General features: G+C 67.2%; 24 protein-coding genes and 1 pseudogene. 5 read left to right on the top strand and 20 right to left on the bottom strand.

Annotated elements, in window-relative coordinates; translation table 11 throughout:
* Positions 1 to 32 precede the first annotated feature (32 nt).
* From murC to ABIB28_RS03760, 15 genes are all read right to left on the bottom strand, one after another.
* Positions 33 to 1,436, bottom strand: coding sequence for a UDP-N-acetylmuramate--L-alanine ligase (murC, locus tag ABIB28_RS03830; protein ID WP_189675482.1), 1,404 nt, complete (start codon positions 1,434 to 1,436; stop codon positions 33 to 35).
* Positions 1,433 to 2,575, bottom strand: a complete 1,143-nt coding sequence (murG, locus tag ABIB28_RS03825) for an undecaprenyldiphospho-muramoylpentapeptide beta-N-acetylglucosaminyltransferase (protein WP_354286509.1) — start codon at positions 2,573 to 2,575, stop codon at positions 1,433 to 1,435. Before murG ends, murC begins: the two co-directional genes overlap by 4 nt.
* A complete protein-coding gene (locus tag ABIB28_RS03820) occupies positions 2,575 to 3,756 on the bottom strand; it encodes an FtsW/RodA/SpoVE family cell cycle protein (RefSeq protein WP_133192062.1) in 1,182 nt (393 codons plus the stop codon). The genes murG and ABIB28_RS03820 overlap by 1 nt, the downstream gene beginning before the upstream one ends.
* 38 nt (positions 3,757 to 3,794) lie before the next feature.
* Positions 3,795 to 5,096 (bottom strand): UDP-N-acetylmuramoyl-L-alanine--D-glutamate ligase, encoded by a 1,302-nt coding sequence (gene murD, locus ABIB28_RS03815; protein WP_354286507.1) that lies wholly within the window; start codon positions 5,094 to 5,096, stop codon positions 3,795 to 3,797.
* Positions 5,093 to 6,163: a phospho-N-acetylmuramoyl-pentapeptide-transferase gene (mraY, locus tag ABIB28_RS03810; RefSeq protein ID WP_133190014.1), complete on the bottom strand. Its 1,071-nt coding sequence runs from the start codon at positions 6,161 to 6,163 to the stop codon at positions 5,093 to 5,095. The genes murD and mraY overlap by 4 nt, the downstream gene beginning before the upstream one ends.
* Positions 6,163 to 7,566, bottom strand: coding sequence for a UDP-N-acetylmuramoyl-tripeptide--D-alanyl-D-alanine ligase (locus tag ABIB28_RS03805; protein ID WP_354286504.1), 1,404 nt, complete (start codon positions 7,564 to 7,566; stop codon positions 6,163 to 6,165). The genes mraY and ABIB28_RS03805 overlap by 1 nt, the downstream gene beginning before the upstream one ends.
* A 187-nt stretch (positions 7,567 to 7,753) precedes the next feature.
* Positions 7,754 to 9,169 carry a UDP-N-acetylmuramoyl-L-alanyl-D-glutamate--2,6-diaminopimelate ligase gene (locus ABIB28_RS03800; protein ID WP_354286502.1) on the bottom strand — a complete coding sequence of 472 codons (1,416 nt, stop codon included), beginning with the start codon at positions 9,167 to 9,169 and terminating at the stop codon, positions 7,754 to 7,756.
* Positions 9,166 to 10,905, bottom strand: a complete 1,740-nt coding sequence (locus ABIB28_RS03795; RefSeq protein WP_133190020.1) for a peptidoglycan D,D-transpeptidase FtsI family protein — start codon at positions 10,903 to 10,905, stop codon at positions 9,166 to 9,168. The genes ABIB28_RS03800 and ABIB28_RS03795 overlap by 4 nt, the downstream gene beginning before the upstream one ends.
* On the bottom strand, positions 10,902 to 11,522 hold the full coding sequence (locus ABIB28_RS03790; RefSeq protein WP_354286500.1) for a hypothetical protein: 621 nt from the start codon (positions 11,520 to 11,522) through the stop codon (positions 10,902 to 10,904). The genes ABIB28_RS03795 and ABIB28_RS03790 overlap by 4 nt, the downstream gene beginning before the upstream one ends.
* Entirely contained in the window at positions 11,522 to 12,481 is a 960-nt protein-coding gene (gene rsmH / locus ABIB28_RS03785) for a 16S rRNA (cytosine(1402)-N(4))-methyltransferase RsmH (RefSeq protein WP_354286498.1), read from the bottom strand. Before rsmH ends, ABIB28_RS03790 begins: the two co-directional genes overlap by 1 nt.
* Positions 12,478 to 12,978 carry a division/cell wall cluster transcriptional repressor MraZ gene (locus ABIB28_RS03780; RefSeq protein WP_133190026.1) on the bottom strand — a complete coding sequence of 167 codons (501 nt, stop codon included), beginning with the start codon at positions 12,976 to 12,978 and terminating at the stop codon, positions 12,478 to 12,480. Before ABIB28_RS03780 ends, rsmH begins: the two co-directional genes overlap by 4 nt.
* Positions 12,979 to 13,309: 331 nt before the next feature.
* Positions 13,310 to 13,612, bottom strand: a complete 303-nt coding sequence (locus ABIB28_RS03775) for a hypothetical protein (RefSeq protein ID WP_189675490.1) — start codon at positions 13,610 to 13,612, stop codon at positions 13,310 to 13,312.
* Positions 13,613 to 13,662: 50 nt separating this feature from the next.
* A complete protein-coding gene (locus ABIB28_RS03770) occupies positions 13,663 to 14,655 on the bottom strand; it encodes a cysteine synthase A (RefSeq protein ID WP_133190030.1) in 993 nt (330 codons plus the stop codon).
* A gap of 178 nt (positions 14,656 to 14,833) precedes the next feature.
* Positions 14,834 to 15,160 (bottom strand): Mpo1-like protein, encoded by a 327-nt coding sequence (locus ABIB28_RS03765; protein WP_354286495.1) that lies wholly within the window; start codon positions 15,158 to 15,160, stop codon positions 14,834 to 14,836.
* A gap of 117 nt (positions 15,161 to 15,277) precedes the next feature.
* Positions 15,278 to 15,403 carry a hypothetical protein gene (locus ABIB28_RS03760; RefSeq protein WP_354286493.1) on the bottom strand — a complete coding sequence of 42 codons (126 nt, stop codon included), beginning with the start codon at positions 15,401 to 15,403 and terminating at the stop codon, positions 15,278 to 15,280.
* 59 nt (positions 15,404 to 15,462) lie between these two features.
* Here ABIB28_RS03760 and ABIB28_RS03755 point away from each other — a divergent pair, with 59 nt between their 5' ends.
* From ABIB28_RS03755 to aat, 4 genes are all read left to right on the top strand, one after another.
* The gene (locus ABIB28_RS03755; protein ID WP_354286491.1) at positions 15,463 to 16,866 is read left to right on the top strand and encodes a Y-family DNA polymerase; all 1,404 of its coding nucleotides are present in this window, start codon (positions 15,463 to 15,465) and stop codon (positions 16,864 to 16,866) included.
* A gap of 101 nt (positions 16,867 to 16,967) precedes the next feature.
* A complete protein-coding gene (locus ABIB28_RS03750; RefSeq protein ID WP_133190034.1) occupies positions 16,968 to 17,345 on the top strand; it encodes a hypothetical protein in 378 nt (125 codons plus the stop codon).
* 113 nt (positions 17,346 to 17,458) lie between these two features.
* Positions 17,459 to 18,184: a ParA family protein gene (locus ABIB28_RS03745; RefSeq protein WP_189675492.1), complete on the top strand. Its 726-nt coding sequence runs from the start codon at positions 17,459 to 17,461 to the stop codon at positions 18,182 to 18,184.
* Positions 18,181 to 18,921, top strand: coding sequence for a leucyl/phenylalanyl-tRNA--protein transferase (gene aat / locus ABIB28_RS03740; protein ID WP_133190038.1), 741 nt, complete (start codon positions 18,181 to 18,183; stop codon positions 18,919 to 18,921). Before ABIB28_RS03745 ends, aat begins: the two co-directional genes overlap by 4 nt.
* 35 nt (positions 18,922 to 18,956) lie before the next feature.
* On the opposite strand, the pseudogene ABIB28_RS03735 reads toward aat, so the two are convergent.
* The 5 genes and pseudogenes from ABIB28_RS03735 to ABIB28_RS03715 form a co-directional block, all read right to left on the bottom strand.
* A pseudogene (locus tag ABIB28_RS03735) lies at positions 18,957 to 19,127 on the bottom strand (DUF2155 domain-containing protein); the annotation flags it as partial.
* Between the two features lie 248 nt (positions 19,128 to 19,375).
* The gene (locus ABIB28_RS03730) at positions 19,376 to 19,768 is read right to left on the bottom strand and encodes an NADH:ubiquinone oxidoreductase subunit NDUFA12 (protein WP_133190040.1); all 393 of its coding nucleotides are present in this window, start codon (positions 19,766 to 19,768) and stop codon (positions 19,376 to 19,378) included.
* 42 nt (positions 19,769 to 19,810) lie between these two features.
* Complete coding sequence (locus ABIB28_RS03725; RefSeq protein WP_354286488.1) at positions 19,811 to 20,302, bottom strand: DUF192 domain-containing protein; 492 nt, start codon at positions 20,300 to 20,302, stop codon at positions 19,811 to 19,813.
* Positions 20,303 to 20,310: 8 nt separating this feature from the next.
* The gene (locus ABIB28_RS03720; RefSeq protein WP_438810916.1) at positions 20,311 to 20,901 is read right to left on the bottom strand and encodes a cold-shock protein; all 591 of its coding nucleotides are present in this window, start codon (positions 20,899 to 20,901) and stop codon (positions 20,311 to 20,313) included.
* A gap of 103 nt (positions 20,902 to 21,004) precedes the next feature.
* Positions 21,005 to 21,556 (bottom strand): regulatory protein RecX, encoded by a 552-nt coding sequence (locus tag ABIB28_RS03715; protein WP_354286486.1) that lies wholly within the window; start codon positions 21,554 to 21,556, stop codon positions 21,005 to 21,007.
* Between the two features lie 125 nt (positions 21,557 to 21,681).
* Between ABIB28_RS03715 and ABIB28_RS03710 the strand changes: the two genes are divergently transcribed.
* A complete protein-coding gene (locus tag ABIB28_RS03710; protein ID WP_354286484.1) occupies positions 21,682 to 23,463 on the top strand; it encodes a fatty acyl-AMP ligase in 1,782 nt (593 codons plus the stop codon).
* Positions 23,464 to 23,507 lie beyond the last annotated feature (44 nt).

Below are 23,507 nucleotides of genomic sequence, written 5' to 3'. Positions count from 1 at the left end.
AGCAGGAGAAGACAAAGAAGACTCGCTCACGCTCATCGCGCGCCCTCGATACCAGCCGCCAAACCTGCAGCCCACTTGGTAATATCCCCTGCCCCCAGGCAGACCACCATGTCGCCCGGCTGCACCACCTCCGCCAACCGCGTCGCGAGCGCCTCGGGCCCGGCGATCGTCGCCGCCGAGCGATGCCCTCGCCGCTTCAACCCCTCGACCAACGCCTCGGCATCGACCCCCTCGACCGGCGCCTCGCCGGCTGCATAGACCGGCGCCACGAACACCATGTCGGCATCGTTGAACGCGCCCTGAAACTCCTCCATCAAATCGCCCAGTCGCGAGAAGCGATGCGGCTGCACCACCGCGATCACGCGGTTCTCGACACCCTCGCGCGCTGCCGACAGCACTGCACGGATCTCGACCGGGTGATGCCCGTAATCGTCGATGATCGTGACCCCACCCGTCTCGCCCACCTTGGTGAAGCGCCGCTTCACCCCGCCGAACTTGGCGAACCCCTGCTGGATCGTCGCATCGTCGATCCCCAGCTCGAGCGCGACGCCGATCGCGGCGAGCGCGTTCTGGACGTTGTGGCGCCCCGGCATCGGCATCTCGATCCCCTCGATCGAGCGGGTCGTCCCGTCACGGTGGCGGACGATCACCTCGAAGCGGTTGCCCCCGGGGATCGGGGTGACGTTCACCCCGCGCACGTCGGACTGCGCCGAAAAACCGTAGGTCACGACACGCCGGTCGCGGACGCGCGGAATGATGTTCTGCACTTCGGGATGATCGAGGCACAGCAAGGCCGCGCCATAGAAGGGCACGTTCTCGACGAACTCGACGAACGCATCCTTCACCGCGTCGAACGAGCCATAGTGATCGAGATGCTCGGGATCGATATTGGTGACGACCGCGATCGTCCCATCCAAACGCAGGAAGCTGCCGTCGCTCTCGTCGGCCTCGACCACCATCCAGTCGCTCGCGCCCAATCGCGCGTTCGAGCCGTAGGAATTGATGATCCCGCCATTGATCACGGTCGGATCGACCCCACCCGCATCGAGCAGCGCCGCGACCATCGACGTCGTCGTCGTCTTGCCGTGCGTTCCCGCGACCGCGACGGTCGATTTCAGCCGCATCAGCTCGGCGAGCATTTCCGCGCGCCGCACCACCGGGATGCGCCGTTCGAGCGCGGCCTCGACCTCGGGGTTGCCGCGCTTGATCGCGGTCGACGTGACGATCACCGCGGCATCGCCGAGATTGTCGGCATGGTGCCCGATCAGCACCTTGATGCCACGCGCGCGCAGGCCCTCGACGACATAGCCCTCGGCGACGTCCGAGCCCTGCACCGCATAGCCGAGGTTCTTCATCACCTCGGCGATGCCCGACATGCCGATGCCGCCGATGCCGACGAAGTGGATCGTCCCGATGTCGGTTGCGACGCCCCTCATGCGAATGCTGCCTTTACGGGCTGCGGCTTGCCGATCGGCATGTCGCCAAGCGGATCGCCGAGGCTTTCGACGAGGTTGGCAAGGTCGCGCACGGCGTCGGGCCGCCCGCACGCGCGCGCGCGCCCAGCGGCGTTCTGCAGCGCCTCGGGGTCGAGCCCGAGCTTCTGCATCTGCTTGGCGAGTTCGACCGGGGTGAAGTGGCGCTGATCGATCGTCCGCGCGCCACCGGCTTGCGTCATCTCGCGCGCATTGGCGGTCTGGTGATCGTCGGTCGCCGAGGGGAGCGGCACGAGGATCGCCGGACGCCCAGCACAGGTCAGTTCGGCGAGCGTCGAGGCCCCTGCGCGGGCGATCACGAGATGCGCCCAGGCGAGCTGTTCGGGCATGTCGGGCAGATAGGTGGCAAGGTCAGCGGCAATCGACAGCTCGGCATATTTGGCGCGGCAGGCCTCGATATCCTCGATCCGCGCCTGGTGGGTGACTTGCAGCCGCCGCCGAAAGGCGACGGGCAACATCGAAAGGCCGTCGGGGACGACCTGCGAGAGGACGCTCGCGCCCTGGCTCCCGCCGGTGACGAGGACGCGGAAGATGCCGTCCTCCTCAAGCAGCGGATACGGCTTGGAGCGCAAGGCGAGCACCGCGTCGCGCACCGGATTGCCGACGAGATGCGTCTTTGCCAGCAGCTTCGGCTTGAGCCGAGCAACGTCGGCGTAGGAGGTCGCGATCGCATCGACCTTGCCTGCGACGAGCCGGTTGACGCGGCCGAGCACGGCGTTCTGTTCGTGCACCGCAGTCGGGATACCCTGGTTGAACGCACCGAGCAGCGCCGGCAGCGCGGGGTAGCCGCCGAAGCCGATCACCGCATCGGGGCGGAAGCTCTTGTACAGCTCGATCGCCATCGCGCGCCCGTTGAGCATCGCGCGCGCCGCCTTCAGATAGCCGATCGGCCCGCCGCTCAGGCGTCCGGCGGGGAGGATATGCGTCTGGATCCCCTCGAACAGCCCGGGAAAGCGCACGCCGCGCTCATCGCTGACGAGCGCGACATAATGCCCACGCTGGATCAGCTCGGCGGCAAGGGCGGCGGCGGGGACCATGTGCCCGCCGGTGCCGCCTGCTGCCAATACGAAATGCTTTGCCATTATATGCCGCTCCGATGCGCGATATATTTGGATCGCGTAACGAACGGATTGCGCCGGGTAAACGCCAGCAGCAACCCCATCCCGATCGACAGCGCGACAAGCGACGATCCGCCATAGCTGATGAAGGGCAGCGTCATCCCCTTCGACGGCGCGAGCCCGGTGTTGACCGCCATCGAAATCAGCGCCTGCACGCCGAACTGCGTCGCGAGACCGGCGGCGGCGAACAGGCGGAATTCGTCCTGCTCGTCGAGCAACTTGACGAACACCCGTACGACGATTGCAAGGAACAGAAACGCGATGATCATGCACGCGATCAGCCCGAATTCCTCGCCGATCACCGAGAAGATATAGTCGGTATGCCCCTCGGGCAGCCGGAACTTCATCGCGCCGCCGCCAGGGCCAGTCCCGCGCCAGCCGCCCGCGGTGATCGTGTCGTGCGCGGCATTGGTCTGGAAATGGTCGGCCGCGCCGATGCCGTCTGCATCGGGGAACAGGAACGCGTTGATCCGCGCGCGTGCCGTCCCGTAGAACATATAGGCCGCCCCCAGCCCCAGCGGCACTGCGGCGATCAGCCCGCCGATCACCTTGGGCGACGTGCCCGAGATCATCAGCAACGCCATCCACACCGCGCAGAACACCACGGTCTGCCCGAAATCGGGCTGGAGCATCAGCAACAGCGCGACGAGCGCGGTCATCCCGCCGGTGATCATGACCACCGGCAGCGATTCGTCCTGCGCGCGCATCGACAGCACCCAGGCGGCGGTGACGATGAAGAAGGGTTTGAGGAACTCGGACGGCTGGAGCAGCGACACGCCGAGGTTGAGCCAGCGCGTCGCGCCGTTCTTCTGCACGCCGATCACCGGCACGAGCATCAGCAATATCAGACACGCGACGGTGCCGATCAGCGCCATCCGTCGCGCGACCGGCACGGGCAGCATCGAGACGACGAGCAGCACGGGGAGCGACACGCCGACCCAGGCGAGCTGCCACCACAGATAGAATAGCGGCGGGACGACATGCTTGCCGTCCGAATAGCGTGTCGCAGCGGCAGGCGACGCCGCACCGACCGCAACGAGCCCGACCGCCACCAGCAGCAGCGTCAGCAGCAGCAGCATCCGGTCGATATCCCAGAACCACATGCCGAGCGCCGAGCGGTCTCCACGACCGCCGCGATGCTTCATGCTCTTCCACAGCTTTGGTGGCGGGGTGCGCTGCTCGGTCACGCCAGCGCCTCGACCGCGGCGCGGAACTGGTCGCCGCGATCCTCGAAATCGCGGAACTGGTCGAACGAGGCGCACGCCGGCGACAGCAGGACGGTGTCGCACGGCTGCGCGTTGGCGGTGGCCTGCGCGACAGCGGTGGCAAGGTCGCCGCTCACCGTCACGGGGATCTTGCCGTCGAGGATCGCGGCGAACGTCTGTGCGGCGTCGCCGATGGTATAAGCGTGGACGACATGGCCGAACGACGGAGCGCAGGCGTCGAGATCGTCCGACTTGGCCTTGCCGCCGAGGATCCAGTGGATCCGCGTGAACGCCGCGAGCGCGGGCGCGGTCGATTCGGGGTTGGTCGCCTTGCTGTCGTTGACGAACGTGACGCCGCCCCGCACCGCGACGCGCTCCATCCGGTGCGGCAGGCCAGCGAAGCTTTCGAGCCCGCGATCGATCATCGCCTCGGGCACGCCGAGCGCCTGGCATACCGCAATCGCGGCGAGCGCGTTCTGCGCATTGTGCGGCCCCTGCAGGCTCGGCCAGCGCGACTGGTCCATGCACACGCCCGGCGCGATCTTGGTGAGATGCTCGCCACGTCCCGAAAGGCTGCGCGCGATCAGCGCCGAGGGGGTATCGCCGATGCCGATGATGGCGTCGTGCGTCGTGGCCTGCATCGCGAACAGCCCTGCCTTCGACGCGGCGTACGCGGCGAACCCGTCATAACGGTCGAGATGGTCGGGCGTCAGGTTAAGCAGCACCGCGACTTCGCAATCGAGGCTGACGGTAAGGTCGATCTGGTAGCTCGACAGTTCGAGCACATAGACGCCGCCTTCGGGCAACGGCGTCTGTTCGAGGACCGGCAGGCCGATATTGCCGCCCATCAGGCTGGATATCCCCGCGCTCTGCAGGATGTGGTGGACGAGCGCGGTGGTGGTCGACTTGCCGTTGGTCCCGGTGATGCCGACGACCTTGTGCGCGGGGAGCGCCGGCCGCGCCTGCGCGAACAGTTCGATATCGCCGATGATCGGAATGCCGGCGGCGCGCGCCTTCGCGGCGACGGGATGACGGTTGAGCGGAACGCCGGGGGAGACGATCAACGCGTCGAAATCGGCAAGATCGACCTCGAGCGGGTCGGCCAAAACCAGATCTTGCCCGACTGCGCGAGCGCGGATGTGGTCGCGTCGCTGCTCATCGGTATCCCACGCAACGACTCGCGCGCCGCCAGCGAGCAACGCGTGCACGCTCGCTGCGCCCGAGCGTGCGAGCCCCAGCACAGCGAAGCTCTTGCCGCGCCAGAGGGGCGAGACGATCACCGCAATTTCAACGTCGAAAGCCCCGCCAGCGCGAGCACCAGCGCGATGATCCAGAATCGGATCACGACGGTCGGCTCGCTCCAGCCGAGCTGCTCGAAATGATGGTGGATCGGTGCCATCTTGAAGACGCGTTTCCCGGTGCGCTTGTAGAAGAACACCTGAATGATCACCGACATCGCCTCGACGACGAACAACCCGCCGATGATGCCGAGCACGATCTCGTGATGCGCGACGACCGAAATCGCACCGAGCGCGCCGCCGAGCGCAAGGCTCCCGGTATCGCCCATGAAGACCGCGGCAGGCGGCGCGTTGAACCACAGGAAGGCGAGCCCCGCCCCGACGATCGCCCCGCAGAAGATCGCGAGGTCGCCGGCGTGCGGCACATGCGGAATGCCGAGATAATGCGCGAAATCGGCGCGCCCGACGAGATAGACGATCGCCATGAAGGCGACGCTCGCGATGATGACGGGCATCGTCGCGAGGCCATCGAGCCCGTCGGTCAAGTTCACCGCATTGCCGAACGCCACGATCGTGAACGCCGCGAACACCACGTAGAAATAGCCGAGATCGATCACCGACCCGGTGTAGAACGGCAGATAGAGATGCGTCCCGTTCTGGTGGACGATCAGCATCGCGGCGATCCCGGCGATGACGAACTCGCCGATCAGCCGCATCCGGCTCGACACGCCCGCCGTGCTCGCCTTGCGGACCTTGTCATAGTCGTCGAGGAACCCGATCGCGCCGAAGCCGAGCGTCACGAAGGTGCACGCCCAGACATACGGGCTCGAAAGATCCATCCACAGCAGGATCGAGGCGACCATCGAGGTCAGGATCATCAGCCCGCCCATCGTCGGCGTGCCGCGCTTGGCGAGATGCGATTGCGGGCCGTCGCTGCGAATCGGCTGCCCCTTGCCCTGGCGCAGCCGCAGCCAGCCGATGAAGCGCGGGCCGATCAGCAAGCCGAGGAACAGCGACGTCGCGACCGCGGCGCCGGTGCGAAAGCTCTGGTACCGGATGAGATTGAGTAGCCCGGGGAAACCCAAATAATCGGCGATGAAATAGAGCATTAAAGTGTCCCGCTCCGCAGGGTTTCCGGTATCCTGCTTCGCAGGTCGGCGACAATTGCCGAGAGCCCTACGCCGTTCGATCCCTTGATGAGTACCGCATCGCCCGGTGCCAGCAACTTCAAAAGACTGGCGCGCGCCGCGGCGGCGTCGGCGACATGGACGAAATCACCCTTCCCCTCAAGCACGTTTGCCAGCGGCGCCATCGCTTCACCGACAAGAATGCCCGCTTCGACCCCGGCCGCAAGAATCGGCTCGAGCAATGCGGCATGATAGCCGTCCGAACGCTCGCCGAGTTCGCGCATTTCGCCGAGCACGACGATCTTGCGCGTCGCGCGCTCGGCGCCGAGGACGGCGAGCGTCGCGCGCATCGACGACGGATTGGCGTTGTAGCTTTCGTCGATCACCAGCGCGTCACCACCGCCGAGCGGCATCGCGAAACGCGCGCCGCGCCCGGCGAGCCCGCCGAGCTCGGCAAGCGCAAGCCCTGCCGCCGCGAGATCGCCGCCGACCGCATCGACCGCTGCCAGCACCGCGAGGCTGTTCGACACCCAATGCTGCCCGGGCTGGCTGATCGTGAAGCTCAGCTCGCGCTCCCCCACCACCGCGGTCACGAAGGTCGCGCCGCTTGCCAGCCGCATCGATTCGATCGCGCGGACGTCGGCGCCCTTGTCGAGCCCGAAGGTCACGGTCCGCGCGGCATGCGGCGCGGCGGCGGCGACCAAGCGGTCGCGGTGCGGGCTGTCATACGGCACGATCGCGACGCCGCCGGGTTCGAGGCCTTGGAAGATCTCGCCTTTGGCATCGGCGATCGCGGCTTCGTCGCGGAAGAAAGCGGTGTGCGCAGGCGCGATCGTCGTGACGATCGCGACGTGCGGGCGGACGAGCTGGGTGAGTGCGCTGAGTTCGCCTGCGTGGTTCATGCCCATTTCGAACACGCCGAAGCGGGTTTCGGCTGGCATCCGCGACAGGCTGAGCGGCACGCCGGTATGGTTGTTGTAGCTCTTGACCGAGCGATGCGCCGCCCCGCGCGCGCCGCGATCGAGCGCTGCGAACAGCGCTTCCTTCGTGCCGGTCTTGCCGACCGATCCGGTGACGCCGATGATTTTTGCGGCTGTCCGTGCGCGGGACGCACGGGCGAGCGCGTCGAGCGCGGCCGTCGTGTCGGCGACGAGCACGTGCGGATGCTCGACCGGGTGCGAGACGATCGCACCCGCCGCGCCTTGGGTGAAGGCTTGCCGCAGGAAACGGTGACCGTCGGTTGCTTCGCCGGTGAGCGCGATGAACAGGTCGCCGGGGCCGACTTCGCGCGAGTCGAAGGTGACGCCGGTGGCGGTGAAGGGTGCCGATGCCTTGCAGCCTGTCGCGGCGGCGATGTCGGCGGAGGTCCAGAGACTCGCGCTCACAACTCCCCTCCCGCTTTCGAGTTTTGGGTGAGCAGCGCCCCGCGCTGCCCAGGCTGTGCCGGGGGCACAGTCGACCCAAAACTGGGCTGGGGGAGGGAAGTGCCGAACATGGAGAGCGCGCCGCTTGAGGCACGCCCCTCCCCTAACCCCTCCCGCAAGCGGGAGGGGGATAAGAAGAAGGAGCCCCTCACGCTGCCATCTCCCGCGCAACACTCACATCGTCGAACGGCAGCACCAGATCGCCGACGATCTGCCCCTGCTCATGCCCCTTGCCCGCGATCAGCACGATGTCCTGCGGCCCCGCCGCGGCGATCGCCGCGCCGATCGCCTCGCGACGCGAGCCGATCTCGGTCGCGACAGGCGCGCCGTCGAGCACCATCGCGCGGATCGCCGCCGGGTCCTCCGAGCGCGGATTGTCGTCGGTCACGATCACCTGGTCCGCCATCGCCGCCGCGACCGCGCCCATCGCCGAGCGCTTGCCCTGGTCGCGGTCGCCGCCCGCGCCGATCACGACGATCAGCCGGCCTGCAGCATGCGGCTTGAGCGCCGAGATCGCCGCGTCGAGCGCATCCGGGGTATGCGCGTAATCGACATAGACCGGCGCCCCGCTCTGCGCGATCACTGCACGCTCGAGCCGTCCGCGCACCGGCTGAAGGCGCGAGAGCGCCGACAGCGTCGTTGCCACATCCCCGCCGGCCGCGATCACCAGCCCGGCAGAGACCAGCGCATTGGCCGCCTGGTACGCGCCGATCAGCGGCAGGTTGATCTTGTACGTCTTACCCTCGGCTTCGATCGCGAGCCCCTGCCCAAGCAAGGTCGGCACGCGTCCGACGAGCTTGAGCGTCTCGCCCTGCGTCCCGACCGAGATCACCCGGATCCCGCGCGACCGCGCGACCTCGGCGACGCGCGCCGACATCGGATCATCGGCCCACACCACCGCGACGCCGTCCTCGACGAGCACTTCGGAGAACAATCGCAGCTTGGCCTCGAGATACGCCTCCATCGTGCCGTGATAATCGAGATGATCGCGGCTGAGGTTGGTGAACGCCGCCGCCGACACGCGCAGGCCTTCGGTGCGATATTGCGACAAGCCATGCGACGAAGCCTCGAACGCGACATGGCTCACCCCCTCGCGCGCCAGCCCCGCGACGTTCGAGAGGAAGGTCACTACGTCGGGCGTGGTGAGGCCGGTCGAGACCTGATCGTCGCCGGTCGTCACCCCGAGCGTCCCGATCGAGGCGGCATGGAACCCCGCCATCCGCCACAATTGGCGCACCATCTCGACGGTCGAGGTCTTGCCGTTGGTCCCTGTCACTGCGACCGCCATCCGCGGGAAAGGCGCGAAGAAGCGTGCCGCCAGCTCGGCGAATTTGCGCCGCGGCTCGGCATCGGCGACATGCAGCGCGCCTTCGACCGCCGCCTCGGGCCGCGCCACCACCGCGATCGCGCCACCGGCCACCGCAGCGGGGACGAAATCCTCGCCATTGACGACCGCACCCTGGAACGCACCGAACACCACGCCCGGCGCGACCTTGCGATGGTCGATCGCAAATCCCGTCACCGTCGTATCCGGGGCGCCGGGAACCAGCGCCGAAAGCTTCATTGCTCTTCTCCGCCCGTCGGGGGCTTGGCACCCGCGACGAGGCTCAGCATCGGTTGCAGATCGGCGAGATTCACCTCGCGCCGCGTATCGGGCATCACACCGAGGATCGCCCCCGTGCGCGCGATCACGCGGCCCACCACCGGCGCCGCGTTCCACGCCGCGGTCTTCCAGCCGCCCGTCTCCTTGGTGCCCTGCGGCGAATCGAGCATCGCCAGCACGACGTAGCGCGGCGCATCCATCGGGAAGGCAGCGACGAAGGTCGCGACGTTGCGATGATGGTCGTACCCGCCGTTCGAAGCCGCCTCGGCCGTCCCGGTCTTGCCGCCGACGCGGTAGCCCGGCGCATCGCCCTTGCGGCCGGTGCCGTACAGGCAGACGAGCCGCAGCAGCTGGCGCATCCGCGCGCTGGTCTGCTCGCTCAGCACGCGCCGCCCCGCCGCCGCCTGGCCAGGTGCCACCTTGAGCAGGGTCGTCGGGCGCCAGATGCCGCCATTGACCATCGTCGCATAGGCATTGGCGAGATGCAGCGGGGTCACCGCGATGCCGTGGCCGTACGCCGTCGTCATCACCGTGGTGCGCCCCCAATAGCGCGGCCAGATCGGCCCGGCGCGCTCGCGCAGCTCGATCGAGGGGCGCTCGCCAAAGCCCATCGCGGTGAACATCGCCGAAAGCTTGTCCTTGCCGATCTCGTCGGCGATCCGCGCGGTCGCGACGTTCGACGAATAGATCAGCGTCTCGGGGATGTTGAGCCAGCGTTTCGGGTCGCCGCGTTCGTCATGGATCGTATAGCTACCGACCTTGAGCGGCGCGGTCGCATCGAAGCGGCGCGCCATCGAGGTGATCGTCCCGGTCTGGATCGCGGTCGCCATCGTGATCGGCTTGAAGGTCGAGCCGAGCTCGTAGACCGATTGCGTGACGTTGTTGCGCAAGGCGTCGCTGGTGGTGCCGGTCAACTTGTTGGGATTATACACCGGCAGCGATGCCATCGCGATCACTTCGCCGGTGCGCACGTCGAGCACCAGCCCGGTCGCGGCGCGCGCCTGGAACATCACCATCGCGCGGCTGAGCTCGCTCTCCATCGCGCCCTGCACGCGCGCATCGATCGACAGGTCGATCGCGTCGCCGCGGCGAGTCGGATCGGTCAGCCGCTGCTCGAACGCGCGCTCGACACCGGCGCGACCGAGAATCTTGGGATCGGTGCCGGTCGGCCCGATATAGCCGAGCACGTGCGCCGCCATCGTCGACTGCGGATAGAGCCGCTCGGGCTCGCGCGCGAAGACGATGCCGGGTTCGCCGAGCGCGTGGACCTGGTTCACCATCGCGGGCGAGGCGTGCTTGTCGAGATAGGTGAACTTGGCCTTCATCGTCAGCCGGTCGAGATACCAGGCCGAATCATGCTCGGGCATCAGCCCGGCGAGCCGCCCCGCGAGCTCCTGCCGGTCGCCGAGCACGTCGCCCGGGCGCACGCCGATCGTCCACGCCTCGATCGTTCGCGCGAGCGGCTGGCCGTTGCGGTCGAGAATGTCACCGCGCACCACCGGATTGATCGCCAGCGTCGCCGCGCCCGCCGGGCCGCCGAACAGCCCGAGCAACGCGATCCGCCCGATCACCAACAGGAAGCCCGCCGCGATCAGCAGCATCAACATCATCAACCGCACATGCGCCACCGCGACCAGCGCATGGCGCTGATCGTTCGAGCGACGGGCGGGGACGGGGCGGGCGACCAACGTGCTCATCGAGAGGTCCGTTTTTCAGCGCGCGCGCTGCTGCGCAGATCGCCGATCACGCTGTCGTCGAGCAAGGCGCGATCGAGCAAGGCGACCGCGGCACGGGGACGCTCGCGGCTGACCGACGCCATCGCGGTACGGGCCACGGGCGCCGCGACCGCACCCGACACTGGTGCGACCCGCTGCGCCGGCGCGGCGGCGGCGGCGGCGGCGCGTGGCGCGGCCGGTGCAACGGCGGTCGCGACCGCAGGCTGGATCACCGGCTGCTGGCTCATCGCCACGGCAGCGGGAGCGGCTGGAACGAACGAGGCCATTTGCGGCGCCGTGCCACGCTGCGTCGGTTCGATCGACGCCAAAGCGCTCTCGTCGGCGACGAACTGGTCCGCCGCAGGGGCGACCAGCCCCAGCGTCTCGGCATTCCACTTGTCGAGCTGGGCAAGGTTGGCGCGGGTGTCGAACTCGGTCTCGAGCGCGCGGATGTCGCGCTTGGCGCGGACGATGTCGGCGGCGGTGCGGTCGAGTCGCTTGCGCTCGGCGGCAACCTGCAACGGCACCAGCAGGAAGCCGAGCGCCACCGCGACGCCGGCGAGGAACCAACCGAGACTCTTGCCCGCAAGACCCAGCATTACAAACTTCCTTCTGACCATGCGGCGGCACCGGTCCGTCGTGCCGTCCGCAACGTTGCCGATCGCGCGCGGGGGTTGCGCGCGATCTCGTCCTCGCTCGCCTTCACCGGGCGACCGACCTCTTCGAAACTGGGGGCGTGCTTCGCCGCGACCTCGGGCAGATGCCGCGACCCCGACGGCAGCGAGCCCGAGCGTTCGCGGAGGAAGCGCTTGACCATGCGATCTTCTAGGCTGTGGAAGGTGACGATCGCCAGCCGCCCGCCAGGCGCGAGCGCGCGCTCGGCAGCCGCCAGGCCGTCCTCGAGCTCGCCCAGCTCGCGGTTGATATGGATGCGGATCGCCTGGAAGGTCCGCGTCGCGGGGTCCTTCTTGTCATGCGGCTTGTAGCCGAGCGCTTTGCGCACGATCCGCGCCAGCTCGCCGGTGCGCGCGATCGGGCGGTTGTAGACGATCGCCTGTGCGACGCGGCGCGCGCGCGGCTCCTCGCCATATTCCTTGATGACGTGCGCGATCTCGGCTTCGTCGGCGGTGTTAAGGAAGTCGGCGGCGCTCATGCCCTCCTGGCTCATCCGCATGTCGAGCGGGCCATCGGACTGGAACGAGAAGCCGCGCTCGGCCTGATCGAGCTGCATCGACGACACGCCGATATCCATCGTCACGCCCTGCACCGGCATGGCGTCGCGCACTGCGAGTTCGCTGTCGAGCGCCGAGAAAGTCGCCGGTATCAGCGTCAGCGCGCCGGTGGAGGAATCGACAAGTACGCCCCCCGCCGCGATCGCATCGGGATCGCGGTCGAAGGCGAAGACGCGCGCGCCGCGCGCGAGCATGCCCGACGTGTAGCCGCCCGCGCCAAAAGTCGCATCGACATGGCGTTCACCAGCCTCGATCGCGAGCGCGTCGAGCACTTCGTCGAGCAGCACGGGGATATGCGGGGCATCGGCCTGGATCACGTCGCTCACAGCGCGATCCCCTTGGTCTTGCAATGATAGCGGCACGCCGCCTGCATCGCATCGTCGACGCCGACCGCGTCGAGCAGCGTCTTGGGATCCCAGATGTCGATCCAGTCGAACGTACCCCAGAAGAACGCATTCTCGGCGATCCGCGCATAATCGCGCGGGAAGCCGGGCATGATGAAGCGGCCTGATCCATCGAACGGCACGGCTTCACCGCTGGCGTTGCGGCGCTTGAGGTTGAAGTCGGGCTTGCCGTGCTCGGCGATGTGGCGCGCCTGGAGATCCTCGACCTCCGCCTTCAGGATGCGGACATAGCCCGGATCGTACGCGCGCAGGCAGGTCTGCTCGGGATGGACGCCGATGATGACGGTACCGCCGTCCTTGCCGTCGGCGCGCGGGCTGTTGGCGGCGAGCGCCTGACGCAGCGATGCAGGAATCGCGACCCGGCCCTTGTCATCGACAAGTCCCAGTCCCTCCCCCTGATAATCGCTCCGGTCTTCCACGCTTCCCCCGCACACGGCGGACAAGCCTCTCCCGAACCGAAAAGTGCCCAATCGCAAATTTCGGTGCCTGTAGTGTCAGCGCATGACGCGCAGGCGAGATAAGTCTGTCCCTGTAGCGAACAGTTACCATGGGGCCAATCGGGGACACAAGGGGAAATCCGGGGATCTACCGGGAAATGAGCTCAATCGCTTCGATTCAGCCTCGAAGATTTTTGCGCCATATCAGGTTGTTCTCGCTGTGTTCGAAGATGCGGCGCAAAACGCGGGTGAACCCCCGCGCAAACCGCAGGTCGCGGGTGGGTTTCCCGTAAAATCCCCACCTCTCCCACGCTCAGTGCTTGGCTGCGGCAGGACGCGTTTCGACGGTATTGCCATCGGGCGTGGCAGCGCTCGGCGCGACGCCGAGTTCGGCAAGCGGCTCTTTGGGCGCGTTGGGATCGACGATGTTCGCCGCGACCATATTGGCGACGACGTCTGGCCGCGCACTGCCGATCGCCGCGACTTGCCGATCGTGGTTGGCAGTCGCGAAAATCGCCGAAGCGAGGCCGATGAGCAGCAAAACGGCGGCGAGACCGATCATGCCGACCTTGGCGCGCTGGCTCGTCTGAGCCGGATCCTGGGCGATGATTTTCATAAGCTGTGGCATAAATGTAACGTGTTAAGGCACGGTTGTCGATCCCGCGATCAATCGTGCAGTAACCAAGGTGGAACGACCAGCCCCTTGGCCTCTAGCCATGCGCGGTTGTAGAGCGTTGATAGGTAACGGAAACCGCTGTCGCACAGGATCGTCGCGACTCGGCTGCCCGTGCCGATTTGGCGTGCAAGGCGAACCGCGCCGGCGACGTTGATTCCCGAGGAAAGCCCGAGGCACAGCCCTTCTTCGGCGAGCAGCCGTGTGACCCATTCCATCCCCTCGGCATCCGAGATTCGGAACTGCGTGTCGATCGGCGCGCCTTCGAGATTGGCGGTGATTCGCCCCTGCCCGATTCCCTCGGCGACCGACGACCCTTCCGACTTCAATTCGCCATGCGCATAATATTCGTACAGCGCAGCGCCGTGCGGATCGCTGAGCGCAATGCAGACCTTCTCGTCCTTGGCCTTCAGGCCAAGGCCAACGCCCGCAATCGTCCCGCCCGTCCCCGCGGCACAGGTAAAGCCGTCGATTCGCCCGTCCATCTGCGCCCAGATCTCCTCGGCGGTGCCGGTGATGTGCGCCTTGCGGTTGGCAATGTTGTCGAACTGGTTGGCCCATACCGCGTTCGGGGTCTCATCGGCGATCCGGCGCGAGGTGTGGACGAAATGGCCAGGGTTCGAATAGGGCGCCGCCGGGACAAGCACGAGCTCGGCGCCGAGCGCGCGCAGCGTGTCCATCTTCTCGCGGCTCTGCGTCTCGGGCATGACGATGATCGTCTTGTAGCCCTTGGCATTGGCGACGAGCGCGAGCCCGATCCCGGTGTTGCCCGCAGTTCCTTCGACGAAGGTGCCACCCGGCGCGATGCTCCCGCGCGCTTCGGCATCCTCGACGATCCCGAGCGCGGCGCGGTCCTTGACCGAGGCGCCGGGGTTGGCGAATTCGCATTTGCCATAGATTTCGGCACCGGCGGCTTCGCTCGGTCCCTTCAACAGGACGAGCGGGGTGTTGCCGATGAGTGCGAGCGTGTTGGGCGTGGTGTGCATCGCGCAGACATAGCGTGCCTGTCCGCCCCTGCAATGGAGGGCCGCTTTGCTGACGACAAATCCGCCTTTCAGTCCTCGGCCGGGGAGCAATGACGTTACGCTCCGCTGGAGCGAAAATCTCGCAGACAGAGCAGACAGAAGAGCGCCTACGCCGACATCGTCGCGGCCAGCAACCGCGCTAGGCTACCCCCGCCGCGCGCAGATGCGGACGCAGCCGTCCACTCAGCCACAGGAAGAACATCCGGTAATCGCTCGCGAGCGACCAGAGCGGATAGGTGAAGGTCGCCGGGCGGTTCTTCTCGACGCCGAAATGCGCGCCCCAGGCAAAGCCGTAGCCCGCGATCGGCACCGCCAGCCACCACCATCCGCCCCATTGCAGCGCGACCGCGAGGAACAGGAACGTCAGCCCAGTACCCGCGTAATGCAGCGCGCGGGTCTGCGGCCGCGCATGCTCGCGCAGGTAATACGGCCAGAAGTCGGCGAAGCGGGTGATCGGATGCGCCATGGCGTCGATGCTATCCTTCCCCGCGCCCGTTGCAAGCCCTGCCCGGCGCTCCGTCCGAATTGCTGAACGCGCGATTGTACAAGAAAATGGCGCGGCTGATCAGTGAGACCCACCGCATCAGCGGTAGCCCGCGGTGCGGCTCGGCGGGATCGAGGATGTTGTGGTGGCCATGACGAGAAGACTCTCGCCGATCTCCATGATCGCATCGCCCGGACGATCGCGTGCCTCCCCTGCCCCGTGCATACGGGGAGAGCCTATTGCAGCCCCTGTTCCCGGCATGCAGCGCGTGATATGTTCCTGAAATGTTCACGACCGCTCCCGAGTCCGCCGCTCAGCGCGCCGCCGATTCCTACGGAGCGGAAATCGGCCGCGAGCGCGCCGCCGCGCCTCCCTGTGAGGCGCCCCCGGGGCGCGACGCGCACGTTTTTCCGCCGCGGCCGCTGCGCTGGCTGTTCCTCGATCTCAACAGCTATTTCGCAGCCGTCGAGCAACAGCTCGCGCCCGAATTGCGCGGCAAGCCGATCCTCGTCGCGCCCGTCGACAGCGATACCACCGTCGCGATCGCCGCGAGCATCCAGGCCAAGCGCTTCGGCATCCGCACCGGCACGCCCGTCTGGGAAGCGAAGCGGTTGTGCCGCGAGCTGATCGTCGTCCCCGCCCGCCACGACAAATATGTCGAATTCCACGAGGCGATCGTCGCCGAGATCTGGAAGCATATCCCCGTCACCAAGGTCTGCTCGATCGACGAGGTCGCCTGCCGCCTGCTCGACAATGAAAACAGCGTCGCCGACGCCACCGCGCTCGCACGGCGGATCAAGGCCGGGATCCTAGCGCATGTCGGCGAATGCCTGACGAGCTCGGTCGGCATCGCCCCCAACCGGCTGCTCGCCAAGCTCGCGTCGGACATGCAGAAGCCCGACGGGCTCGTCGTGCTCGAAGCCGCGAGCTTGCCGCAGCGGCTCTACGACCTGCAGCTCCGCGACATCAGCGGCATCGGCGCGAAGATGGAGCGGCGGCTCGCGCAGGACGGGATCAACGACATCCGGCAATATTGCGAACGCCGCCCGCGCGACGCCGGCACCGCGTGGGGCGGCACCAATGGCGATCGGCTGTGGTACCAGCTCCACGGCGTCGATCTGCCCGAAAAGGCGACGCAAAGCCGCAGCATCGGCCACAGCCACGTGCTCTCGCCGGGCAAGCGCGGCGTCGTGCCCGTCCGCCTCACCGCACGCCGGCTCGCCTTCAAGGCGACCAGCCGGTTGCGCCGCAAGCAGTGCCGCGCGCGGCTCCTCGTGCTCCACGCGCGCTTCGAGGACGACAAGTCGAGCTGGCGCACGTCGGTCAAGCTGCCAGCGACGCAGGACAGCTTCGTCGTGCTCGCAGCGCTGGAATCGCTCTTTCCCCGGCTGATCGCGGCGGGCCGGACGCGGCCCGGCGATTTCCAGATCCGCATGGTCGGTGTGACGCTTGCCGAGATCGAACCTGTCGCTGGCGAACAGGATTCGCTGTTCGGCCTGCTCGACCCCGACGACCCGCTCGCACGCGAAACCCGCACGCTCGCGCTCAGCCGCGCGATGGACCGGATCAACGAGAAGTTCGGGCGCAACGCGGTCAGCCTCGGCCCGCAGCACGGCGAGCGAATCGACCGCATCGGAACCAAGATCGCCTTTGGCAGAATCCCGGATCTTGATGAGTTTCATGAATGAAGATGAACCTCGGATGACCGAATTATTGCAACGCAAGAAAGTGTACGTCGCAGTAACACTACCCTCTTGACGCACAATGTTGCGTGCGCGAAGCCGTTGGCATGACCACTCGACTCCTCCCCGCCGCCGCGTTCGCGCTCCTTGCCCTTTCGGCCTGCGACAGCAAGCCGACCGAAGTGACCTCGGTCACGCCCGACCCGATGGCGTCGGTCCTCGCCAACAAGGCGCCGGTCGAGCTGCCGCCCGCGATCAAGTCCGAAGCGACGCTGCGCTGCAAGGACAACAGCCTCGTCTACGTCACCTTCTTCGAAGGCGACAAGCAAGTGCTGGTCAAGTCGAAGCCCGACGCGACCCCGGTCAAGCTCACCGCCGAAAAGGCTGGCGATCCGCTCAAGGCCGATGGCTATGTGCTGACGGGCAACCCCAAGGCCGTCACGCTCACGCAGCCGGGCAAGCCTGCCCAGCTCTGCGACATCTGATCCTTTCACGGAACGCCCCTCCTCCCTCGGGGGCGGGGCTTTCCGTCCTCCAAACCTTGCCTCTGCCGCGGCGATTGGCCACGATGGGTCGTTCGATACGATAAGGACCCTTCATGTCGACGATCGCGATCTACAGCCTCAAGGGTGGCGTCGGCAAAACGACGCTGACGGTGAACCTCGCCTGGTGCGCGGCCACGCTGTCGTCGCGCCGGACGCTGTTGTGGGATCTCGACCCGCAAGCCGCCTCGAGCTTTCTCCTGTCGAACCGCGCCGCCGGCACCAAGCCGCGCGAACAAGCGCAATCGGTCTTCGCCAAGGATGTCGAACCCGAAAAGCTGATCGAGCAGACCGCCGTCGCGCGGCTCGACCTGCTCGCCGCCGATGCCTCGCTGCGCGGGCTCGATCTCCTGTTCCACGAACTCGACAAGAAGAAGCGGCTGCAGAAACTGCTCGTCGGGCTGCGCAAGAATTATGACCGCGTGCTGCTCGATTGCCCGCCCGGCCTGACCGAGACGAGCGATCAGGTGATGCGCGCCGCCGATTTGATCGTCGTTCCCGTCATCCCCTCGCCTTTGTCCGAACGCGCGCTTGCCGAAGTGGTCAAGCATCTCGGCGCCAAGGTCGAGGTCATGCCGGTCCATTCGATGGTCGACCGCCGCCGCAAGCTCCACGCCGATGCGATCGCGCGGCACCCCGACTGGCCGGTGATCCCGATGGCGAGCCAGGTCGAGCAAGTCACCGTGCGTCGCGAAGCGGTCGGCAGCTTCGCGCCACGTTCGGCGGGGGCGCAGGCGTTTGCCAGTCTGTGGCAGGCGATCGAGCGCCGCCTCGCCGCGTGAGACCGCGCGTCACGCCGCTCGACCCCAATCTCGTGCTCGGCGCCTATTCGGTCGGCGTCTTCCCGATGGCCGATGGGCGCGACATCGACGACGTCTATTGGGTCGAGCCCAACGACCGCGCGATCCTCCCGCTCGACGGTTTCCACCTCTCGAAATCGCTGCGCAAGACGATCGCCGCCGAGCGCTACCGCGTCACCGCCGACCGCGCCTTTCCCGACATCCTGCGCTTGTGCGCCGAATCGGCCGAGGATCGCCCCGACACCTGGATCAACGGGCCGATCGAACAGGTTTTCAACACGCTCCACACGCTCGGCTTTGCGCATTCGATCGAAGTCTGGGACGGCGAGACGCTGGTCGGCGGGCTTTACGGGCTCGCGCTCGGCCACGCGTTTTTCGGCGAGAGCATGGTCAGCCGCGCGCGCGACGCCTCGAAGGTCGCGATCGCGTGGCTCGTCGCGCGGCTGCGCGTCGGCGGGTTCAGCTTGCTCGATTGCCAGTTCATGACCGATCATCTCGCCTCGTTGGGGGCGGTCGAGATCAGCCGCGCGGACTACCTCGCGTTGCTGTCGCCCGCGGTATCCTCGGCGATCGGCTCATCGGCTTCGTCGGTCTCGGTCGCCGATTTCTTCGCACTCGACCGCGGCTTCGCGCTCGACTCGGCCGGACCGCCGCCGGAAACCGACTCGGGTCCGCCTTCGGGGAAGGTCATCGCGCAGCTCTTGACCCAGACATCGTAAATCGGGTGCGGCACGACGTTAAGCGCGGGCCGTTCCTTGAACAGCCAGCCCGAGAACGGACGGCGCCACACCTTGTCGGTGCCCTGCACGTCGAGCTGGACGAACGCCCCGGTATAATGCTCCTGCTCCCACGGCGCGGTCTGCTCGCACGCGCGCAGCCGGATCACGACATCGCCGACGCGCACCGCAGTACCGGGCTTGAGCATCACGTCGCGCGCCACGCCGTTGCGCTTGTTGAGCAGCCCGAGCGTCGCGACGCGCTGCGCCATCGGCGTCGCGCCGAAGCTTGGGTCGACGCCGCCACCGACATCGACCGTCACGATATTGGCAGCGCTGGTGTCGGCGTCGAGCGCGGTCTCGGGAGTCGGCTGCTGCGTCGGCGCGGCGGTCTTGGTCGGGCCGCAGGCGGTTACCGCCAGCGACGCCAGCACCACGCCCACCAACGCGCGGCGAATCACGCGTCGGGGGTCCAGGCTTCGTAATCGCCCGTCGCGGCGGCGCGCACGCCGCCCTTTTCAAGCGCACCGCTCGGCCGATACGCAGCAAGCGTGCCCGTCAGATTGGGCTCGGCGGGGATCTGCCAGGCGCGCGGCGCGGGCAGCGCGCGCGAGGGGACATCGGCGACCTGATGGTGCAGCCAGCCAAACCATTCGGGCGGCACGCGGCTGGCATCGTTGACGCCGTTATAGATCACCCAGCGCCGCGGGTTGCCCGCGGTGTCGGCACCGCCCTCGTAATAGACGTTGCCGAGCGCGTCTTCGCCGACACGCGCCTTGCCGCGCAGACCGAATGCCGTGCCCCAGCTCGCGCCGGTCCACCACGTGAAAGGATTGAGATTGATGCCCATGGCGTAGCGCTTAGCGCGGGCTCGCGCCGCCTTCAACCGCGATCACTTCGCCGGGCGCCCTTGCCAGCTGACATGATCGCCCTCGCTGATCCCCAGATCGAGCGCGCGTCCGCCCCGCAGCTCGAGCACCGCGCTGACCGGCTCGCCCGAGGGGATCTGCGCTTCGGATTGCGGGACGGTGTTTTCGGCGATCCGCGCGATCGTCCCGTCGGGGCGGATGAACAGGATGTCGAGCGGGCTCGGGGTGTTCTTCATCCAGAAGCTCGCCTCGCGCGGCGGCCCCTTGGGCGGGTACGGCGCGAACAGCATCCCGCCATCGAGCGGAATGTCGGTGCGGAACATCAGCCCGCGCTGCTGCGCTTCCTCGGTCTTGGCGAGTTCGACCGCAAAGGCGTGCGTGCCGTTGCTGCTGGCGATCGTCAGCGCGATCGTCCCGGCGGGCGCCTCGGCAGCTTGAGTCGTGGGCGCCGCGCTGCATCCAGCGGTCGCGAACACCAAAGCGAGCGCAGCCGCGCGCGCGTTTGTAACAACCATGGGTACGCTCAGCCTTCCTCTTCGACCGCTACCGCAAGCGGCCCCTTGTCGCCCGCGCTCATCCTTGCGCGCAACCGTTGGCCGGGCTCGACCTCGGCAAAGCCTGCGCGCCGCAGCGTTTCGACATGGACGAAGATATCGCCCGAATCGCCATCGCGCATCAGGAAACCATAGCCCTTGAGACGATTGAACCATTTCACCGTCACCGGTTCAAACGGCCCGGCCTGGTCGAGCAAGCCGAGCACATCGTTCCGCAGCGCGTCGCTGCGCGGGCGCTGGAGCGGCTCGATCGCGTTGGAAAGGTCGATCGACAGGATTTCGGTCGCCTGCAAGCCACGGTCGCGCATTCCGGCGAGGCATTCGAGCCGCGCGCCCTCGGGCAGGCTGCGGCGGTTATGCGGGCGCAGCACCGAAAAATGGATCAGGATGTCGCCGACCGACGCATCGTCCGCGACGAGAAAGCCGAACCCCCGCGTCATATCGAACCATTTGAGCACGCCAGTATAGACGCGCGCGGAATCCGACGACTCTGCGCCGGAAAACTCCATCTCTTCTTTCCAATCCAGCGCCCCAAGCGCCGGAATCGTTTCGTTGCGCATCGCCACTTCCCCCGGCACAATAATAAGCACGGTCTGAGCGCGAAGCAATATCTTCCGCCCTTCGGTCCGAACCGGTACTTTTATTTGAACTATACAGGATTCATTAGCTGAGCGTATCGAAAACTTCGCCGGGGGCCATCGCGGCAATCCGTCGGGCAAGGGCATAGTCATGGCCAGCGCGAATCATCGCGGCGATATGCTTTTCGCGGAGTGGCCTCTCGGCCTGCGCCAGCGCGAACGGGCCGATCCGCTTGCGGCGCGCAAACGCCAGCGCGGTCTCGAGAGCGCGCTCCTCAACCGCGGGAACGATCGCGGCGCTATCGGCGTCGTCGATCCCGTCATGGTGCAGTGCGCCCGTCACGCGCCGCTTGCCCAAGCCCCGCCGACCCATCGCCGCGGCGCGCGCCTCGCCAAAGGCGCGATCGTCGATATAGCCGAGTTCGGCGAGCTTTTCGGCGAGCGCTTCGGGCGCCGTGTGCGCCCCGGCCCAGCCGCGTTCGCGGATCTTGCGGACGAGGTACGCCGTCAACCGGGCACGCGTCGTCGCAAAGCGCTCGACATAGCGCAAAGCGAGCCGTTCGAGCGCCGCCGCATCTAACGGCGGCGCAACGCGTATCTCTTTGCGAGCGGATCGTTTCGGGGCTGGATCGTGCATGACGCCATCATTGTGCCATAGTCGGTCCCGATTTTGAACGCTTGGCATAAGCAGGGGTGCGTGCTGAAGACGAGACACAGAGGCGCGGCCAACGCAGGATGCCGCGATCAAGGGCGCAAAGACCAATGAATTTCAAGACGATAGATACGCAGTCGGACGAGCGGAAGGGTGCAGCCGCTCCGCCTGCCCTGCTCGCGACGCCGACCGAAGACACGCTTTTGCGTCGTTTTGCCGATTTCGAAACGCTGGGGGCAGCGCTCGATTATGCCGCAACCGGCGTCCGTGGCCTGAATTTTCATGATGCCCGCGGCGCGCTCGCGCGGCCCTATCCGTTCGCCGAACTGCGCGAGGATGCGCAGGTCGTCGCGCGTCGCCTCATCGCATCGGGAATCCGGCCCGAGGACCGCATCGCCGTCGTCGCCGAGACCAGCCCCGAATTCGCCGCGCTTTTCTTCGGCGTCATCTATGCTGGCGCGTGGCCCGTCCCGCTGCCGCTGCCGACATCGTTCGGCGGCCGCGATTCGTATATCGAGCAATTGCGCGTCCAGCTCACCAGCTGTGATCCCACCCTGCTGATCTACCCGCCCGAGCTCGCGCAGATGGGCGCCGACGCTGCGACGGTCGCGGGCATCACCGGCATCGACTGGTCGGAGCTCGCGATGCGCGCCGCGCCCGACGTCGCGCTGCCGCAGGCCAAGGGCGACGACATCGCCTATCTGCAATATTCGAGCGGCTCGACGCGCTTTCCGCACGGCGTCGCGATCACGCACCACGCCTTGCTCAACAATCTCGCGGCGCACGCGCATGGCATGCAGCTCATCGCCGGCGATCGCTGCATCTCGTGGTTGCCCTGGTATCACGACATGGGGCTGGTCGGCTGCTTCCTCTCGCCGGTCGCCAACCAGGTCTCGACCGATTATCTCAAGACCGAGGATTTCGCGCGGCGTCCGCTCGCGTGGCTCGACATGATCAGCCGCAACCCGGGCACCTCGATCAGCTATTCGCCGACCTTCGGCTACGACATTTGCGCACGCCGCATGTCGAGCCAAACCAAGGCATCCGAGCGCTTCGACCTGTCGCGCTGGCGGCTCGCGGGCAATGGCGCCGACATGATCCGCCCCGACGTGATGCAAAGCTTCGTCGACGCCTTCGCCGATGCCGGCTTCAAGGCGAGCGCCTTCCTGCCGAGCTACGGCCTGGCCGAAGCGACGCTCGCCGTCTCGATCATGCCCCCGACCGAAGGCATCCGCGTCGAGCTGGTCGAGGAAACGCAGCTTTCGGGCGTCGCCGCCGGCGAGGACCGGCCGCAGCGCTACCGCGCGATCGTCAATTGCGGCAAGCCGGTGCGCGACATGAAGGTCGAGATCCGCGAGGAGGACGGCACCCCGCTTCCCGAGCGCGCGATCGGCAAATTGTGGTGCTCGGGCCCCTCGGTGATGGTCGGCTATTTCCGCGACCAGGCTTCGACCGACGCGTGCCTCGTCGACGGCTGGCTCGACACCGGCGACATGGGGTATCTCAGCGACGGCTATGTCTACATCGTCGGTCGCGCCAAGGACATGATCATCATCAACGGCCGCAACCACTGGCCGCAGGACATCGAATGGGCGGTCGAGCAGCTCCCCGGTTTCAAGGCCGGCGACATCGCGGCCTTTGCGATCACCACGCCGGGCGGCGAGGAAACCCCCGCGGTGCTCGTCCAGTGCCGCAGCTCGGACGATGCCGAGCGCGTCCGGCTGCGCGAGGAAATCCGCGAGCGCGTCCGCTCGGTGACGGGCATGAACTGCGTGATCGAACTGATCCCGCCGCGCACGCTGCCGCGCACCAGCTCGGGCAAGCTCAGCCGCGCCAAGGCGCGCAACCTCTATCTCAACGGCGATATCAAGCCGTACGACCTGGCGGCGTAAGCCCCGCCGCTGCGGATAGGGCGCGCGCGGATACGCCGCGCCCC

This window comes from Sphingomonas sp. UYEF23, from assembly GCF_040546165.1.
GTDB classification, from domain to species: domain Bacteria; phylum Pseudomonadota; class Alphaproteobacteria; order Sphingomonadales; family Sphingomonadaceae; genus Sphingomonas; species Sphingomonas glacialis.
This window is presented reverse-complemented; position numbering and strand designations above follow the sequence as displayed.

Coding starts and splice junctions, on each gene's coding strand:
- murC (WP_189675482.1), bottom strand. CDS start 1,436: ATGAGGGGCGTCGCAACCGACATCGGGACGATCCACTTCGTCGGCATC.
- murG (WP_354286509.1), bottom strand. CDS start 2,575: ATGGCAAAGCATTTCGTATTGGCAGCAGGCGGCACCGGCGGGCACATG.
- ABIB28_RS03820 (WP_133192062.1), bottom strand. CDS start 3,756: ATGAAGCATCGCGGCGGTCGTGGAGACCGCTCGGCGCTCGGCATGTGG.
- mraY (WP_133190014.1), bottom strand. CDS start 6,163: ATGCTCTATTTCATCGCCGATTATTTGGGTTTCCCCGGGCTACTCAAT.
- ABIB28_RS03800 (WP_354286502.1), bottom strand. CDS start 9,169: ATGAAGCTTTCGGCGCTGGTTCCCGGCGCCCCGGATACGACGGTGACG.
- ABIB28_RS03795 (WP_133190020.1), bottom strand. CDS start 10,905: ATGAGCACGTTGGTCGCCCGCCCCGTCCCCGCCCGTCGCTCGAACGAT.
- ABIB28_RS03790 (WP_354286500.1), bottom strand. CDS start 11,522: ATGCTGGGTCTTGCGGGCAAGAGTCTCGGTTGGTTCCTCGCCGGCGTC.
- ABIB28_RS03775 (WP_189675490.1), bottom strand. CDS start 13,612: ATGAAAATCATCGCCCAGGATCCGGCTCAGACGAGCCAGCGCGCCAAG.
- ABIB28_RS03770 (WP_133190030.1), bottom strand. CDS start 14,655: ATGCACACCACGCCCAACACGCTCGCACTCATCGGCAACACCCCGCTC.
- ABIB28_RS03765 (WP_354286495.1), bottom strand. CDS start 15,160: ATGGCGCATCCGATCACCCGCTTCGCCGACTTCTGGCCGTATTACCTG.
- ABIB28_RS03760 (WP_354286493.1), bottom strand. CDS start 15,403: ATGCACGGGGCAGGGGAGGCACGCGATCGTCCGGGCGATGCGATCATG.
- ABIB28_RS03755 (WP_354286491.1), top strand. CDS start 15,463: ATGTTCACGACCGCTCCCGAGTCCGCCGCTCAGCGCGCCGCCGATTCC.
- ABIB28_RS03750 (WP_133190034.1), top strand. CDS start 16,968: ATGACCACTCGACTCCTCCCCGCCGCCGCGTTCGCGCTCCTTGCCCTT.
- ABIB28_RS03745 (WP_189675492.1), top strand. CDS start 17,459: ATGTCGACGATCGCGATCTACAGCCTCAAGGGTGGCGTCGGCAAAACG.
- ABIB28_RS03730 (WP_133190040.1), bottom strand. CDS start 19,768: ATGGGCATCAATCTCAATCCTTTCACGTGGTGGACCGGCGCGAGCTGG.
- ABIB28_RS03725 (WP_354286488.1), bottom strand. CDS start 20,302: ATGGTTGTTACAAACGCGCGCGCGGCTGCGCTCGCTTTGGTGTTCGCG.
- ABIB28_RS03720 (WP_438810916.1), bottom strand. CDS start 20,901: ATGCGCAACGAAACGATTCCGGCGCTTGGGGCGCTGGATTGGAAAGAA.
- ABIB28_RS03715 (WP_354286486.1), bottom strand. CDS start 21,556: ATGCACGATCCAGCCCCGAAACGATCCGCTCGCAAAGAGATACGCGTT.
- ABIB28_RS03710 (WP_354286484.1), top strand. CDS start 21,682: ATGAATTTCAAGACGATAGATACGCAGTCGGACGAGCGGAAGGGTGCA.